The organism is Glycomyces dulcitolivorans (genome assembly GCF_003265355.1).
Lineage (GTDB): Bacteria > Actinomycetota > Actinomycetes > Mycobacteriales > Micromonosporaceae > Glycomyces > Glycomyces dulcitolivorans.
Window position 1 is genome coordinate 90432 of record NZ_QFRW01000092.1, and the last position, 16271, is coordinate 106702.

Annotated in this window: 14 protein-coding genes; 5 read left to right on the forward strand and 9 right to left on the reverse strand. The window is 71.9% G+C overall.

Annotated features, from left to right (window positions below; translation table 11 throughout):
• Window positions 1-19: 19 nt before the first annotated feature.
• Together DI269_RS11220 and DI269_RS11225 are read right to left on the reverse strand one after the other, a co-directional pair.
• Entirely contained in the window at window positions 20-292 is a 273-nt protein-coding gene (locus DI269_RS11220; protein WP_112135816.1) for a DUF2277 domain-containing protein, read from the reverse strand.
• Between the two features lie 65 nt (window positions 293-357).
• Window positions 358-768 (reverse strand): hypothetical protein, encoded by a 411-nt coding sequence (locus tag DI269_RS11225; protein ID WP_157974902.1) that lies wholly within the window; start codon window positions 766-768, stop codon window positions 358-360.
• Between the two features lie 339 nt (window positions 769-1107).
• On the opposite strand from DI269_RS11225, the gene DI269_RS11230 reads away from it, so the two are divergent.
• On the forward strand, window positions 1108-3054 hold the full coding sequence (locus DI269_RS11230) for a GTP-binding protein (protein ID WP_112135820.1): 1947 nt from the start codon (window positions 1108-1110) through the stop codon (window positions 3052-3054).
• Between the two features lie 91 nt (window positions 3055-3145).
• On the forward strand, window positions 3146-3634 hold the full coding sequence (locus DI269_RS27010; RefSeq protein WP_157974903.1) for a hypothetical protein: 489 nt from the start codon (window positions 3146-3148) through the stop codon (window positions 3632-3634).
• Window positions 3635-3668: 34 nt separating this feature from the next.
• On the opposite strand, the gene DI269_RS11240 is transcribed toward DI269_RS27010, so the two are convergent.
• The 6 genes from DI269_RS11240 to DI269_RS11265 form a co-directional block, all read right to left on the reverse strand.
• On the reverse strand, window positions 3669-4316 hold the full coding sequence (locus DI269_RS11240; RefSeq protein ID WP_112135822.1) for a phosphotransferase: 648 nt from the start codon (window positions 4314-4316) through the stop codon (window positions 3669-3671).
• A 48-nt stretch (window positions 4317-4364) separates the two neighbouring features.
• Window positions 4365-4724, reverse strand: a complete 360-nt coding sequence (locus DI269_RS11245; protein ID WP_112135824.1) for a hypothetical protein — start codon at window positions 4722-4724, stop codon at window positions 4365-4367.
• Window positions 4725-4858: 134 nt separating this feature from the next.
• On the reverse strand, window positions 4859-5446 hold the full coding sequence (locus DI269_RS11250) for a DinB family protein (protein WP_112135857.1): 588 nt from the start codon (window positions 5444-5446) through the stop codon (window positions 4859-4861).
• 76 nt (window positions 5447-5522) lie between these two features.
• Window positions 5523-8054, reverse strand: a complete 2532-nt coding sequence (locus DI269_RS11255; protein ID WP_112135826.1) for a tetratricopeptide repeat protein — start codon at window positions 8052-8054, stop codon at window positions 5523-5525.
• Window positions 8055-8364: 310 nt separating this feature from the next.
• The gene (locus DI269_RS11260; protein ID WP_112135828.1) at window positions 8365-9042 is read right to left on the reverse strand and encodes a response regulator; all 678 of its coding nucleotides are present in this window, start codon (window positions 9040-9042) and stop codon (window positions 8365-8367) included.
• The gene (locus tag DI269_RS11265) at window positions 9039-10622 is read right to left on the reverse strand and encodes an ATP-binding protein (protein ID WP_232822704.1); all 1584 of its coding nucleotides are present in this window, start codon (window positions 10620-10622) and stop codon (window positions 9039-9041) included. The genes DI269_RS11260 and DI269_RS11265 overlap by 4 nt, the downstream gene beginning before the upstream one ends.
• A 109-nt stretch (window positions 10623-10731) precedes the next feature.
• Between DI269_RS11265 and DI269_RS11270 the strand changes: the two genes are divergently transcribed.
• Together DI269_RS11270 and DI269_RS11275 are read left to right on the forward strand one after the other, a co-directional pair.
• Window positions 10732-12090 (forward strand): cation:dicarboxylate symporter family transporter, encoded by a 1359-nt coding sequence (locus DI269_RS11270; protein ID WP_112135831.1) that lies wholly within the window; start codon window positions 10732-10734, stop codon window positions 12088-12090.
• Window positions 12091-12253: 163 nt separating this feature from the next.
• Window positions 12254-14542: a M28 family peptidase gene (locus DI269_RS11275; RefSeq protein WP_112135834.1), complete on the forward strand. Its 2289-nt coding sequence runs from the start codon at window positions 12254-12256 to the stop codon at window positions 14540-14542.
• Here the strand turns inward: DI269_RS11275 and DI269_RS11280 are convergent.
• A complete protein-coding gene (locus DI269_RS11280) occupies window positions 14539-15579 on the reverse strand; it encodes an aldo/keto reductase (RefSeq protein WP_112135836.1) in 1041 nt (346 codons plus the stop codon). The two genes, DI269_RS11275 and DI269_RS11280, sit on opposite strands and share 4 nt — an antisense overlap.
• An 89-nt stretch (window positions 15580-15668) precedes the next feature.
• On the opposite strand from DI269_RS11280, the gene DI269_RS11285 reads away from it, so the two are divergent.
• A partial coding sequence (locus tag DI269_RS11285; protein ID WP_112135839.1) for a TetR/AcrR family transcriptional regulator occupies window positions 15669-16271 on the forward strand: 603 nt, incomplete at its 3' end.

A 16271-nucleotide genomic window follows, 5' to 3' on the forward strand; every position in this document is an offset into this window, starting at 1 on the left:
ACGCCACACACCCGCCGGATCACGCGGTCCCGAACCGCTCGGCGGCCCGGGCCCTCGCCTTCTCAGCCTCTTCCTCGCGGTCCTTGGGCGGCGCGGTGGTCACCAGGGCGGCGAGAAGCTCCCGGGTGGCCTCGGCGACCGCGGCGACGGCCTTGTCGAAGGCCTCTTCGTTGGCCTTCGACGGCTTGGTCGACCCGCTGAGCTTGCGCACGTACTGGAGCGCGGCGGCGTCGACCTCTTCGTCGGTGGCGGGCGGCTCGAAGTTGAACAGGGTCTTGATGCTGCGGCACATGCCCCCAATGTGCCACAGGGGTGTGACGGCCCGCCGGCCCATGCGGACCGGCGGGCCGGACTCACTCAGACCCGGGTGGTCCACCAGTCGGAGCAGTCCCAGCCGTTGGCGGAGTTCCAGCAGAGCTGCCACCTGATGTCGTGGCCTTCGGTGAAGTCCTTGTTGCAGTAGGTCCAGGCCTTGGCCTGGCCGAGGGTGTTGACGCACTCGCCGGTGCGGGTGCCGTCAAGGTCGTACCACTCCATCTTGACGGAGTAGCCGTTGGCGACGTTGTCCTTGATCCACAGGTCGTCGCCGTTGGCCTGGATGCAGCCGTCGACCATGGGGAGGTATTTGGGGGTGCAGTTGCTGGACCAGTCGGCGTCCACGGCCTGGTTGGGCTCGTCGGCGGCCATCGCAGGGGAGGCGATCCCCAGCACGACGGTCATCGAAAATAGGAGCGCTCCCACCAAGGCGGCGAGTCTCTTTCGCATCATTGCGAGTCCTTTCTCGTCTCTGGCACCCGCTCGGTCCACTACCGAGCGAGCCGTCGGGAACGCGCTGCGCGGCAGGGGGATCCGCGTTACTCGACGATGTCGCACACAGTACGCGCAGAAGCCGCCTCGTGGTTGCCTGCGCGTTGAAAATTTTGGTAACGATCCCAAGGCCGCTTGTCGGCTCATCGGGATCCGGCTCCGCGAAATCGACTTGACGGGCCGGGACCTGCGGGTGGACCATCGGCGGGTCCGGGCTCGTTGCCGTCAGCCGAATGCGAAGGAAACCGATCATGCGCCGATTCATGTGCGAATCCAGGACCGACCAGCACATGAGGAGCCATGAACCGATCGCACGAGTCCGCCCATGCACGACCTGAAGCCGCTGACGGGGCGCCGCGGCGCTGCGTCAACCTCGGGATCGTCGCCCATGTCGACGCCGGCAAGACCAGCCTGACCGAGGCGCTGCTGCTGCGCGGCGGCGCCATCGCGAGCCTGGGGCGCGTCGACGACGGCACCACGCAGACCGACACGATGTCGCTGGAGCGGCAGCGGGGGATCACCATCCGCGCCGCGGTGGCGACCTTCGAGGCCGACGGCGTCGCCGTCAACGTGGTCGACACGCCCGGGCACCCCGACTTCATCGCCGAGGTCGACCGCTCGCTGGCGGTCCTCGACGGCGCGATCCTCGTCGTCTCGGCCGTCGAAGGCGTGCAGGCCCAGACGATCGTGCTGTTCCGCGCCCTGCGGCGCCTCGGCATCCCGACGCTCTTCTTCATCAACAAGATCGACCGGTCCGGCGCCGACCCCGAGCGGGTCCTCCGCGCCGTCGCCGAGCGCCTGACCCCGGCACTGGTCCCGCTCGCGCAGGTCCACCGCCCCGGCACGACCGCCACGGAATCCGAACCGTGCACTTGGGACGATCCCCAATGGGCCGATGAGACGACCGCGCGGCTGGCCGAGCACGACGACGCCCTCTTCGAAGCCTGGCTCGACCCCGCGCAACCCGTCGGCGAGAAGCGACTCAGGGCCTCCCTGGCCGCCCTCACCAGGGCCGGCACGGTCCACCCCGTGCTGTTCGGCTCGGCCAGAACCGGACAAGGCGTCGAGCAGCTGACGGCCGCGGTCACCGAGATCCTGCCCGCGTCCTCCGGCACCGGCGACGGCCCGGCGGTCGGGCAGGTCTTCAAGATCGAGCGTTCGCCTGCGGGGCAGCGGGTCTGCACGGTCCGGATGCGCGAAGGGACCCTGCACGTCCGCGACCGGGCCGTCCTCGGCCCCGACCGGACCGCCACGGTGACCGCCGTCGAGGTCTTCGCGCCCGGCGGCCCCGTGGCCGCCGACGCCGTGGCGGCCGGGCAGATCGGCCGCGTGCAGGGGCTCGACACCGCCCGCATCGGCGACTGGATCGGCGCCGACACGACCGCGGCCGCCTCGGTCCTGCCCGAGCCCGGCCTTGAAGCGCGCGTGATCGCCACCGACCCCTTGCGCCAGGCCGACCTGCACCGCGCGCTGGCCGACCTCGCCGACATCGACCCGCTCATCGCCGTCCGCCCCGACCGCGGCGCGGCCCGCATCCGCCTCTACGGCGAAGTGCAGCAAGAGGTCCTGACCGACACGCTCGCCGCCGAATACGGCATCGACGTCGAATTCCACGGCACCACCGTGGTCTGCGTCGAACGCCTCGCCCGCCGCGCCAACGCCGTCGTCCGCATGGGCGACCCCGGGCACCAGTACGGCTACAGCCTCGGCGTCACCGTCGAACCTGCCGCCCCCGGCAGCGGGATCGGCCTGGCCGTGACGGCGAACCTGATCACCCTCCCGATGCACGTCTACGGCAACGCCGACGGCTACCGCGACGCCATGCGGGACTACCTCATCGCGCCCCTTTCCGAAGGCCTGCACGGATGGCCGGTCACCGACCTGCTCGTCACCGTCGTCGAAAGCGACTACCCGCCGGCCGGGCCGCGCGCTCTGGACGTCAAGCGCACCACAGAACTCGTCGTCCGCGAGGCGGTCCGCCGCGCCGGAACCGTGGTCTGCGAACCGGTCGACCGCTTCGAACTCGAAGCCCCGGCCACGACCCTCTCCGCCGTCCTCAACCTCCTCGGCCGCCACCGCGCCGTCCCCGACCCGCCCCAGACCACCGGCACCCTCACCGTCGTCACCGGCACGATCCGCGCCGCCGAGGCCAACCCCCTCCGCACCGCCCTCCACGCCGCCGCCCACGGCGAAGCCGTCCTGGAGACCGCCCTCGACCACTACGCGCCCGCGAAAACAACAAGATGAACCCAGAACCATTGCGCGCCTAGTGGAAAGGTCCTAGGCTGCGGTATCTGCCGCAGAGTGCGGCACGTGACTCCTGAACGGACCCCTTGCCATGAGAACCATCGTCAACCGGTTGCGTCGCAGTGCGAACCGGACCTTCGGCCGCGGCGCGGTCTTTGTCGCAGCGGTCGCCGCGGTCGCGGTCTTCGCCCTGCCCGGCGCGGCGCACGCCGACAGCTACTACATCGGCTGCGGGGACAGTGGAACGTCCTGTCAGACCGGCACCGCGGTCGAGCAGACGGAGGGCAACTGCATGGTCTCGGACTACGCTTTCGGCTCCACGGTGATGTGCGTGAAGTACGACGGCGACCTCGTCTACGTGTACGACGGCAGGGCCGACGGCTACGCCGCCATGGCGTTGGTCGAGACCTCGAACGGCTCCGTCCACGAACGCTACTGCCGCAACAACCTCGGATACGGCAACTGGGCGGTGTGCAACTTCGACTGGGCCGAGGCGGGCAGTCACGTGGCGTCGAGCGGATACAAGTCGAACTACAGCTACATCGTCACCCAGGAACTGTGGTCGTGGACCGCGAATTAGCCCCCGAACCGGGCGGGGCGCCCGCCCCGCCCGGTCAGAGCGTCCACGCAGCGGTGACCGCGAGCCGCTCCTCCCAGCTGCGCACGCCGGCCCCGCCCGGCTCCCAGCGCTCGCAGAACTCGCGCAGTTCGGCGCAGCGTTCGAGCATGGCGGCGTGCCGCACGGGCCACTCCGGCACCGACTTGCCATAGGCCGCATGGAAGTCCGCGACGGCCTCGACCTCGCCGGGGTGGTGCATCCGCACGATCCACTCGCACCACGCCAGGTCGGCGAGCGGGTCGCCGAAGCGGGAGAACTCCCAGTCCACGACCGCCGTCACCGCGAAGGCCTCCGGGTCGACGAGCACGTTGTTGGGGCCGAAGTCGCCGTGGACCAGCACGGTTCCCGGCGGCGCGGGCACGGCTTGAATCCGCCGCAGCACCTCGCCGCAAGCGCGAAGCACCGCCACCGCATGACCGGCCTCGATCAGCTCCTGACCCTGCACGCCCGCCACGAACCCCATCTCCAGCGACCCGCCCTCGGAGCCGAGCACCGGCGGGACCGGCACGGCTCCCTGGAGCTCGGCGAGCGCCTGCCGCTCCCGGTCGCGCCGCGCCGCCGCGTCGGGGCCTTCATAGTGTTTGACCACGGTCCTGCCGTCGCCGACCGTGCGATTGGTGTACCCGTGTCGAAGTGGCTGCATCCCATCATCTTCACGGCCTCGTCAAGCCGGTTCCGCGGCGTGGTGCTCTCAGGAAGGCGCCGCCTGGGCGAGGAAGTGGTTGAAGATGAGGATCACCTGGTCCAGGAACTTGAATCCGGTCGGCGTGGCCGTGAAGGCGGTTTCGGTGCAGCCTGCGGCCATCGCCATCGAGGGGTCCGGGATCTCGGTGGTGGAGATGTTCGCCGCCACCAGTGCGAGCACGACGCACACCAGTCCGACGCGCGCCCACCAGGAGAACCCGCGCCGCTTGACCGTGAGCGCCAAGGTGAAAGCCGTGGCGATCATCAGCGCCCCCGACACCACCTTCCCGCCGCCGAGCAGGATCACGCCGCACGACGCGATGACGGCGACGCCCGTCCACATCGCCACTGTTCTGAAGGTGCTCATCGGGTCTCGTCCTTCCGCCGCCGCAGGGAGGGGTTCCGTCCGGCAGGATCAGTACATCGCGCGGCCCGTTGCGGGAGCGTCAGCGGAAACGGCAATGCCGCGGCAGCATCCGGCCTCCTCCGGGTCGCGGCCGGCTATTGCTCGGCGGCCTCGCGGGCGGCGTGTTCGAGGCGGTCGCGGTAGTCGGCCCACCATGCTTCGCTGCTCTCGGGCAGGCCGTTGAAGTCGGGGCGCAGGCCGGTGGTGCCGTCGATGAGTTCGCGGATGATGTCGGCGTGGCCGCCGTGGCGGTTGGTCTCGCCGATCATGAGGACGATCATCTGGTGGAGGGTGACGTCGGCGTTCTCGGCGGGCCACCAGGGGACGGTGCCGGGGGCGTCGAGGTCGAGGGCGTCGATCACGGCGTCGGCGTGGGCCCAGACGCGGCGGTAGAAGCCGGTGATGGCTGCACTGGACTCGCCGGGCCGGGCCCACATGTCGGTGTTGGGCTCGTCCGGGTCGTCATCGAACCAGGGAGGCGGGTCCGCGATGGGGCGGCCGAGGACCTCGCCCAAGTAGCCCGCCTCGATGCCGCCGACGTGCTTGACCAGGCCGAGGAGGTTGGTGCCGGTCGGGGTCATGGGGCGGCGCAGGTCGTATTCGCCCAGGCCGTCGAGTTTCCACAGGAGGCTCTCGCGGGCGCCTCGCAGATCGTGGTGCAGGCGGGTCTTGGTGTCGGTCATGCCCGCGATGGTGCCACCGAGGTCCGACATCGAGCTTGCGGAACAGCGCTCGGTGGGCTCGACCGGACCGGTGGGGTCAGGCCGGTTCGGCGTCGAGGGCGGCGAGCTTGTCGCGGAGTTCGGAGGTGTCGGAGTACTCCAGGTCGGCGTAGATCGCAAGCGCCTGCTGCCAGGCGGCGCGGGCGGCGTCGGGGTCTCCGGTGGCGTGGTGAAGGTCGCCCAGGGAATCGAGGGTCTCGCCCTCGTGCAGGTGCTGGCCGAGTTCCCGCTGGCGGTCGAGGGCTCGCCGGTAGTAGCGGCGGGACCGCTCGTGGTCGCCGAGCTGGTGGTGGATGAAGGCGAGGCTGGTCCAGTTGTCCGCCTCCATACTGGAGCGGACGCCGGATTCCAGTGCCTTGCAGGCGTCGAGCGCCCGGCTGCAGAAGTCGAGCGCTGCGGTGTACTCGCCGACGCGGGCGAGGCACCAGCCCACCACGCCCAGGCCGCGGGCCACGCCGATCTCGCTGCCCGCGGCCCGGAACAGGTCGAGGAACCGCCGGGCGTGGTCGAGCGCCCCGCGGTAGTCCCGCCGCTGGGCGGCTTGGACGGCCAGGCTGTTGTACGTGGCCGCCTGGCCGACGAGGTCGCCCGCTTCGATCGACAGCTCCAGCGACCGGTCCAGATGCGCGCGGCTTTCGTCGAACCGGCCGAGCCGGGTGTTGCTCCATGCCAGGAGGCGGTGCGAGTGGGCCTGCGCGGCCGGTTCGCCCAGCCGCGCCGCCGCCGCCAGGGCGGTGTGCTGGAGGGCGATGTGGTCGCGGAGGTACCCGCGCACGTTGAAGAACCCGAACAGCGACCAGGCCGACTGCCAGACCCGGGCGTCGAACTCCCCGGCGGCCTGGTTGAGCGCGGTGGCGATCATGCCCGGGAACTCCGCTTCGAACCAGGCCAGCGCCGCGTCCCGCTCGGTGAAGGCCACGGGGTCGCTGCCCGGGGCCGCTTCGCCGAGCGGGATCGCCAGCTGGTGCGTACTCGGTTGCAGCAGTAGCGCCGCCGGGTACGCGGTGTGCACGTAGTGGTCGAGCAGCCGCCCCATCGCCTCGCGCCGCTCGGCGGCGGTGTCGGCGCGGTCCGCCAGCGCCGCGGCGTGGTCGCGCAGGAGGTCGTGGAACGAGAAGCGGCCCCGGTCGTCCTCGGCGAGGAGGTTCGCCCGCGTCAGCTCCATCAGCGCGGCCCGGGTCTCGTCGCGGCCCAGGCCGGTGAGGGCGGCGGCCAGGGCGGTCGTGGCGTCGGCGCCGGCGTACAGGCCGAGCAGCCGGTACGTCCGCTGCGCGGCCCCGGTGAGGTGCCGGTAGGACCAGCCCAGCGCCGCGGCGACCGAAGTGGACGGATCGGTCGGGCCGACGTTCAAGTGGCCGAGCGGGTCTCCGGCCAGGGTCCGGGCGTACTCGCCGATCGAGGCCGAACGCGCGTGGTGGGTGAGGTAGTTGGCCGCCGCGATGTGGATCGCCAGCGGCAGGCGGCCGCAGGCGGCGGTGAACGCCGCGATCTCCTCCTCCTTGGCGCCCTTGACGGTCAGGCGCCCCAGCAGGTTCCGCAGCAGCGACGCGGCCTCGGCCGCGGTGAGGGTGTCGAGCGCGAGGCCCGTGATCCCGGAGTGCGTGGCGTGGAGTCCGTCGAGCCGGTTGCGGCTGGTGACGACCACCAGGCAGTCGGCCTCCTCGGGCAGGAGCGGGCGGACCTGGGGTTCGGCGTGGGCGTTGTCGAGCACGATCAAGAGCCGCCTGCCCTTGAGTGCCTCCCGGTACCGCCCGGCGAGCGCGTCGAGCTCGGTGGGCACGGCTTTCGGATCGACGCCGAGCTGCTCCAGGAGTCGCGTCAGCGCCTGCTCGGGACTGGTCGGCGGCACCTCGGCGTAGCCGTTGAGATTGACGTACAGGCACCCGTCGGTGAACCGCGCCCTGACGGCCCGGCTGCGGGCCCAGTGGACGGCGAGCGCGGTCTTGCCGACCCCGCCGATGCCGGTGAGCGCGGAGATGACCACGGCCCTGCCGCGGCCGTGTTCGCGCAGCAGCCGGTCGAGGCGCCGCAGCTCCTCGTTCCGGCCGGTGAACGCGCGGTCGTCGGCGGGCAGGGCGCGGGCGGGCCAGTCCGCGGCGGGCGGGGCGGCCTTGAGGGAGGTGCCGGTGAGGCGGCGGCGGACTTCGTCGAGCTGGACGCGCTGGCGCAGGCTCAGTCCGAGGCGGGGGTTGCTCAGGAGCAGGTCGAACCGGTCGGGCTTGTCCCCGGCCGGGGGCCGGGGGAGGTGCTCGCCCTTGATCCAGTAGTAGACCGTCACCCGGCTGACATCCTCAGTGGACTCAGCGATCTCCCGGACGGTGCAGCCGGAGTCGGCGATGCGCGCCCGCAGCCACCCGCCGAGCTTCGCGGCGGTGTCGAGGTGGGCGAACTCGCCGCCGTCGTCCTCGACGGGGTGGCCGGCGAGCCAGGCGCGCACGGTCTCCTCGCCCACGCCCAGCTCGCGGGCGGTCTCGGCGACGGTCCGGCCGGTGTCGGCGAGGTGCACGGCCAGCCACGAGGAGAGCTTCGCGACGGTGTCGGGGCCGGGCGGGCGCGGATTCGAGGTCACGGGTCTGCCTCCACTGGGGGTGGTCGGCCGGGGTGCCGAGGAGCGGTTCAACGGAGTTCAACGGACTCTACTCGCGAACGCCCGCAGGGGATTCAATGGCGAAGCACTTGCCGGGGATTCCTCGGGACCGAATCGAACGCGAGAGGGGAGAAGTTATGACGAACAACGTCAACGGGCAGCGCGACAGCGCCTGGCGGCAGCGTGACAGCGCTTGGAAGCAGCGCGACAGCGCCTGGCGCTAACGCCCCCGCTCTCCGAGCGGACTGCAATGGCGGTGGCCGGGACCCGACGGGTCCCGGCCCCTTCGCGTTCAGCCCCGCACGAGCGTGTACTGGACCTCCGGCCGCCCGACGCTCCCGTAGTTCGGGCGGCGCTGGGCCAGGCCGTTGTCGGCCAGGTATTCCAGGTATCTGCGGGCGGTGACGCGGGCGATGCCGACCGCCGTGGCGATCGCCGCCGCCGACAGCCCCTCGGTCGCCTCGTCGAGCGCCGCCGTGATCGCGTCCAGTGTGGAGGCGCTGAGGCCCTTCGGCAGCGGCCCCGCGCCGGGCGTGCGCAGCTCCGAGAGCATCCGGTCCACGTCGGTCTGGCCCCCGACCTCCCCGGGGCCGCCCACCTGCTCGCGCCAGGTCCGGTACGTCTCCAGCTTCCCGCGCAGCGTCGCGAACGTGAACGGCTTGAGCAGGTACTGCATGACCCCCGAGGAGACCGCCGCGCGCACCTCCGACAGGTCGCGGGCCGAGGTCACGGCGATGACGTCGACCGGCGCGCGGGCCGCCCGCAGGGCCGCGCACACCGTGAGGCCGTGCGTGTCCGGCAGGTAGAAGTCGAGCAGGACCAGGTCCACGGGGTTCTTGGCGCAGAAGCGGATCGCGTCGTTGCCCGCGTGGACGACCCCGGCCACCGTGAACCCGGCGACGCGCTCGACATAGGCCCGGTGGGCCTCGGCGGCCACCGGGTCGTCCTCGACCACCAGTACGCGGATCATCGGACCGACGATATAGGGAGCCGGACCGTGAACACGGCGCCGCCATCGTTCGCGACGTCGATCGCCCCGTGGTTGCGGCGCACCGCCTGCCCCACGAGCGCCAAGCCGAGGCCGCGCCCGGCCTCGCCGTCCGGTTTCGTCGACCAGCCGCGGCGGAAGATGTCCGCGTCCTCGTCCACCCCGGGACCGGAGTCCGCGACCCGCACGAACAGCCCGTCGGCCTCCGACCGCACCGTCACCCGCACCTTCGGCGACCGCTCGGCCGCGTTGTCGACGGCCGCGTCCAGGGCGTTGTCGATGAGGTTCCCCAGGATCGTGATCAGGTCCCGCGAGTCGACGTCCTCGGCGGCCTCCTGCATCGCCGTGTCGGCCGTCAGCTCCAGCTCCACCCCGCGCTCGCTCGCCTCGCTCAGCTTGCCCAGCAGCAAAGCGGCCAGCACCGGCTCGGTCACCGAGCCCACGACCCGGTCGGTGAGCTGCTGCGCCGTCTCCAGCTCCGCCGTCGCCAACTCGACGGCCCGGTCGGTCCGGCCCAGCTCGATCAGCGAGATCACCGCGTGCAGCCGGTTCGCGGACTCGTGCGCCTGCGACCGCAGCGACTCGGCGAACCCGCGCACCGTGTCCAGCTCCCCGGTCAGGTTCTGGAGGTCGGTGTGGTCCCGCAGCGTCACCACGTTCCCCATCGACCTGCCCCGCGACTCCACCGGCATCGTGTTCACCAGCAGCAGCCGCGTGTCCGTCAGGTGCAGCTCGTCGCTGCGCGGCTCGTCCGCCGTCAGCGCCGCCGCCAGGTCCGCGGCCAGGTCCAGGTCCGCCACGGCCGCGCCCTTGACGTCCGCGGGCAGCCGCAGCAGGTCCCGCGCCGCGTCGTTGCACAGCGCGATCCGCCCGTCCCGGCCCACCAGGACGAGTCCTTCGCGGACCGAATGCAGGATCGCCTGGTAGTACTCGAACATGTCCCGCAGCTCCGCCGGCGCGACCCCGCGCGTCTGGCGCCGCAGCCGGTCGCTCACCAGGTAGCTCCCCGCCACGCCCACCACGAACACGCCGACCGCGACGCCCGCCAGCGGCAGCAGCCGCTCGTTCAGCTCGTCCGAGATCGCCTCGATCGTGATCCCCACGGCCACCAGCGCCACGACCTTGCCGTTGATCCCGAACACCGGCACCACCGCGCGCATCGACGGCCCTAGCGTCCCCGTGTACGTCTCCGTGAACGCCTGGCCCGCAAGGGCCTTCGCGGTGTTCCCGATGAACTCCTTCCCGATCTGGTCCGGATCGGGATGCGTGTACCGGATGCCCTCCGGGCTCATGATCGTGATGAAGTCGACCCCCGTGTCGGCCCGCACCCGCTCGGCGAACGGCTGCAACTCCGCACTCGGATCGGCCGTCTCCAGCGCCGCCTCCACGCTCGGCGAATCCGCCACGGTCTCGGCCACCGCCAGGACCTCCTCGCGCGCGTTGTCGTCGGTCGCCCGGCCCGCGTCCACGTACGCCAGCACCGCCCCGGCGCCCACGAGCAGGCCGACCAGGACGAGTTGCAGCACCAGCAGCTGCCGGGCCAGGGGCCACGGTTTGGTCACGACACATTTGATCACGTCCCGTTGACGCGACCGAAATGAACTTAATAGTGACTCGCTTCACAAGCGCTTGGACACTTACGTCAAACTCCCCGTGAACTAGGAGACAACGATGTCCACCGCGCCACCCCCGAAGCGACGCGATCGCACCCACTACCTCTACCTCGCCGTGATCGTCGCCGTCCTCCTCGGCATCGCGGTCGGCTTCGCGTTCCCCGAGTTCGCCAAGCAGCTCAAGCCCCTCGGCACCGGCTTCGTGGCCCTCATCAAGATGATGATCGTCCCGATCATCTTCTGCACCATCGTCCTGGGGATCGGGTCGGTGGCCAAGGCCGCGAAGGTCGGCAAGGTCGGGCTCATCGCCCTCGGCTACTTCCTGCTCATGTCGACGTTCGCGCTGGCGATCGGCCTGGTCGTCGGCAACATCCTGCACCCGGGCTCGGGCATGAACCTCGACCCGACCGCCGCGGCGACCGCGCAGGAGACGGCCTCCGAGGCCGGAGGCGGCGGCACCGTCGAGTTCCTGCTCGGGATCATCCCCGAGAGCATGGTCTCGGCGTTCACCTCCGGCTCGGTACTCCAGGCGCTCCTGGTCGCGCTGCTCACCGGCTTCGCGCTCCAGAAGATGGGCCGCACGGGCGAGCCGATCCTGGTCGGCATCGGGCACCTCCAGCGCCTCGTCTTCCGCATCCTCGCCATGATCATGTGGGCCGCGCCGATCGGCGCGTTCGGCGCGATCGCGGCCGTGGTCGGCGAGACCGGCTGGGACGCGCTCAAGAGCCTGGCGGTCATCATGATCGGGTTCTACGCGACCTGCCTGCTGTTCGTGTTCTGCGTCCTGGGCGCGGTCCTGTGGCTCGCGGCCCGCGTCAACATCTTCCAGCTGCTGCGCTACCTCGGCCGGGAGTTCCTGCTCATCGTCTCCACCTCGTCCTCGGAGTCGGCGCTGCCGCGGCTCATCGCCAAGATGGAGCACCTCGGGGTGAGCAAGCCCGTCGTCGGCATCACCGTCCCGACCGGCTACTCGTTCAACCTCGACGGCACCGCGATCTACCTGACGATGGCGACGCTGTTCATCGCCACCGCGCAGGGCGACTCGCTCAGCCTCGGCGAGCAGATCTCCCTGCTGGTCTTCATGATCATCGCCTCCAAGGGCGCGGCCGGGGTCTCCGGCGCCGGCATCGCGACCCTCGCGGGCGGGCTCCAGTCGCACCGCCCCGAGCTGGTCGACGGCGTCGGGTTCATCCTCGGCATCGACCGGTTCATGTCCGAGGCCCGCGCGCTCACCAACTTCGCCGGGAACGCCGTCGCCACGGTCCTCATCGGCACCTGGACCAAGGAGTTCGACCGCGACCAGGCCACGCGCGTCTTTGCCGGGCAGGAGCCGTTCAACGAGGCCACGCTCGTCGACGACCACGAACCGGCGGACGTCCCCGAGCAGCCCAAGGACAAGCAGCTCGAACCCGTCTAGCCCCGGGCTTCCGAAGCGCCCCCGTGCCACCCGGCACGGGGGCGCTTTGCGCTGCAACGGGCCCGACCTCCCCGGACGGCCCCCGAACCCCGTGGATTGTGATCGTCGTTACCCGGCAGTACAGTGAGGGCGCCCCTCCGCCCCGAGTCGACGAGGACCTGACATGCGCGGCCGCCTCCTGCACCTGCCCCCACGGCCCTGGGCCGCCTTCGCCGTGCTGACCGCCCTGGCGCTCATCGGCATCGGCAACTGGGCGATCGACGCCACCCCGCCCGCGCCCGTCTCGGCCGACGCCCCGGAGGACGAGTTCAGCGCCGACCGCGCCTGGGCCACCGTCGAGGCCATGGCCGCCGAACCCCACCCGATGGGCACCCCCGCCCACGACGAGGTCCGCGACCACCTCGTCGCCGAACTCGACGCACTCGGCTTCGACACCGAGGTCCAGACCGAACTCGCCCGCGACCCCGGCGACGGCGAGGCCCTCGTCCGCTTCGGCGTGGTCGACAACATCGTCGCCACCCTCCCCGGCACCGACCCGACCGGCACGGTCCTGCTGACCTCCCACTACGACTCCGTGCCGTCCGGCCCCGGCGCCGCCGACGCCGCCTCCGGCGTCGCGGCCATCGTCGAGACCGCCCGCGCCCTCAGCCTCGAAGGGCCGCACCGCAACGACGTCGTCGTCCTCATCACCGACGGCGAGGAGATGGGCCTGTTCGGCGCCGAGGCCTACGCCCGCACCCACCCCGCCACCGATGACCCCACCGTCGTGTTCAACCTGGAGGCCCGCGGCGTCTCCGGCCCCTCCCTCATGTTCGAGACCTCCACCGAGAACGCCGCCCTCATCGACGTGTTCGCCGAAGCCGCGCCCCACCCGTACGGCGACTCCTCCGCGATCGAGGCGTACCGGCAGCTGCCCAACGACACCGACTTCACCCGCCTCCAAGCGGCCGGCTACATCGGACTGAACAACGCGTTCATCGGCGGCGCCGCCTGGTACCACTCCCCGTACGACGACACCGACCACCTCAACTCCGCGAGCCTCCAGCACCACGGCGCGAACACCCTCGGCACCGCCCGCGCCCTCGCCGCCATGGACCTCGCCGACCTCGACACCGGCCACGACCAGACCTTCTTCTCGTTCCTCGGACTCTTCGTCCACTACGGCGACGCCTGGAACCTGCCCCTGGCGCTCCTCGGCCTCGCCGCCGTCATCGCGGCGGCCGCCCTCGCCCGCGCCCGCGGCGTCCTGAGCCTGCCGCGCCTCGCCCTCGCGATCGCCACCTTCATTGCGCCCATTGCCGTCTCGGCGCTCGCCGCGGTCGGCCTGTGGCCCCTGCTCCAGGCCCTGCGCCCCGGCTACGCCGACCAGGAGGGCCTCCTGTTCAACCGCACGTTCTACTACCTCGCGGTCCTCGTCTTCGCCGTCGCCGCCCTCACCGCCTGGTACGCGGCCGTGCGCCGCCGCCTCGGCGAGGCCGCGACCGCGCTCGCACCCCTCGCCTGGCTCGCCGCCCTCGCCACCGCGACCGTGTTCGCGGTCCCCGGCGTGTCCTTCGTCTTCGCTCTCCCCGCGCTGGCGGCGGTCGGCCTCGTGGTCGCGATGCTCCTCGACGGGCGCTCGCGCCGGGCCCGACTCATCGGCTACGGCGCCTTCGCCCTCACCCTCGTCCCGGCCGCCGTCCAGGTCAGCTGGACCGCGAACCTCATGGAGGCCTTCGGGTTGGAACTCGCGGCCGTCCCCGCGGTCCTGATCCTCCTCTTCGCCGCGCCCGCGCTGCCGCTGTTGACGATGCTGCGCCTGCGCTTCATCCCGGCCGCCGCCGCGCTCGTCGCCCTCGCCCTCGTCGGGACCGGCCTCGCCGTCGACCGCTTCGACGCCGACCACCCCCGCCAGGCCTACCTGTCCTATGTGCTCGACGCCGACACCGGCACTGCCGCATGGGTCTCCACCGACCGCGACCGCTCCGACTGGACCGCCGGATACGTCACCGGCGACCTCGCCGAGTCCGGCCTCCCGGCCGCCTACGTCGACGCCGTCGACCCCGACACCGGCTCCGGCCCCGCCGCAGCCGTCGACCTCCCGGCCCCGACTGCCGTCTACACCGCCCGCACCGCCGACGCGGCGACCCTCGAAGTCGCCTCCCCGCGCGGCGCGGACACCGTGTGGCTCAGCGTCTCCGGCGACGTCGACCGCGCCGAGGTCACCCTGGCCGACGGCACCACCGCCGACGTCCCGATCACCGAATCCGAAGGCCCGAACCAGATCTGGTTCTACGACGTCCCCGCCGAGGGCTTCACCCTCACCCTCCACGGCGAGGTCGCCGACGCCACGGTCTTCGACCAGACCCACGGCCTCGACGACCTCCCCGGCTACACCGACCGCCCCGAAGCCCTCATGCGCTCCAGCGACCGCCGCTCCGACACGGTCACCATCGCCTCCGCCGCCCTCTAAGCCGCGATCACCGGCGGGTTGAGCCGCGCGAAGCCCTCCTGGCGCTCGTACGGGTAGTACGGGTACGGGGCGGTCTTCGCGCTGGCCTTGTCGAGGCGGGCGATCTGGTCGGCGTCGAGCTCCCAGCCGAGGGCGCCGAGGTTCTGCCGCAACTGCTCCTCGTTACGGGCGCCGACGATGACCGAGGCGACGGTGGGGCGGCGCAGGAGCCAGTTGAGGGCGATCTGCGGGACCGTGCACCCGGTCTCGGCGGCGACCTCGTCGAGGACGTCCACGATCCGGTACAGCGCTTCGTCTTCGACGGGCGGCCCGAACTGCGCCGTCTGGTGCAGGCGGCTGCCGTCCGGGACGGGGCTGCCGCGCCGGATCTTCCCCGTGAGCCGGCCCCAGCCGAGCGGGCTCCACACCAGGGCCCCGACGCCCTGGTCGACGCCGAGCGGCATGAGCTCCCACTCGTAGTCGCGGCCGACGAGCGAGTAGTAGACCTGGTGCGCCGCGAAGCGCTGGCGGCCGAGGCGGTCGGCGGCGTCGAGGCTCTTCTGGAGCTGCCAGCCCGCGTAGTTCGAGGCGCCCGTGTAGCGGATCTTCCCGGCCCGCACGAGGTCGTCGAGGACGGACAGGGTCTCCTCGACCGGGGTGCGGGCGTCGAAGGCGTGCAGCTGGAACAGGTCGATGTAGTCGGTGTCCAGGCGCCGCAGCGCGGCCTCGACGGCGCGCACGAGGTGGGCGCGGGAGGCCCCGGCGTCGCCTGGGCCCTCGCCGATCGGGAGCCCCGCCTTGGTCGAGATGAGCGCCTTGTCTCTGCGGCCCTTGAGGGCCGCGCCGAGCACCTCCTCCGAGGCCCCGTCGGAGTACACGTCGGCGGTGTCGAACATGGACATCCCGGCGTCGAGCGCGATGTCGACCATGCGGCGGGCCTCGGCGACGCCGGTGTCGCCCCACGCGCCGAAGAGCGGCCCGGAGCCGCCGAAGGTGCCGGCGCCGAAGGACAGGGCGGGGACGTGGAGGCCGGAGCGGCCGAGGCGGCGGTGTTCCATGGGAGATCCCTTCTAAAGGAACTACAGTTCCATTAACGCGAGGTCTAAGCTAGCTCAGCAACACCGCTAAACGCAACTGGAGTCCCGTTATGAATCAGGCCACTGGCGCCCCGGGCACGTCCCGCCCCGGCGGGCGCACCGCCCGCGTCCGCGAAGCCGTGCTCCGCGCTGCCGGGGACGCCTTGGCCGACAAGGGCATCGGCGGCCTCGACCTCGCCGAGGTCGCCCGCCTCGCCGGGGTCGGCAAGACCACCGTCTACCGCCGCTGGGGCACCGTCCCGGGCCTGGTCGCCGACATGCTCGCCGAGATGGCCGAGTCCTCGCTCCCGCGCGCCCGCACCGGCGCCCTCGACACCGACCTGGCCGCCCTCGCCGCCCTGATCCTCAAGACCCTCACCGACGAACGCCAAGGCCCCCTGTTCAAAGCCGTCATCGCGGCCGCCGCCTCCGACCCCCAGACCGCCGCGGCCCTCCACCGCTTCTACCGCGTCCGCATCGACGAGTGGTCCCCGTGCGTCACCGAAGCCGTCGACCGCGGCGACCTCCCGAAGGGCACCGACCCCGACGAGGTCGTCCGCGCCCTCTCGGCCCCCCTCTACTACCGCCTCCTCGTCACCGGCGACCCCCTCGACCAGTCCGCGGCCGCCCGCGCCGCCGCCGCGACAGCGGCCGCCGCCCGCGCGGGCGCCTAC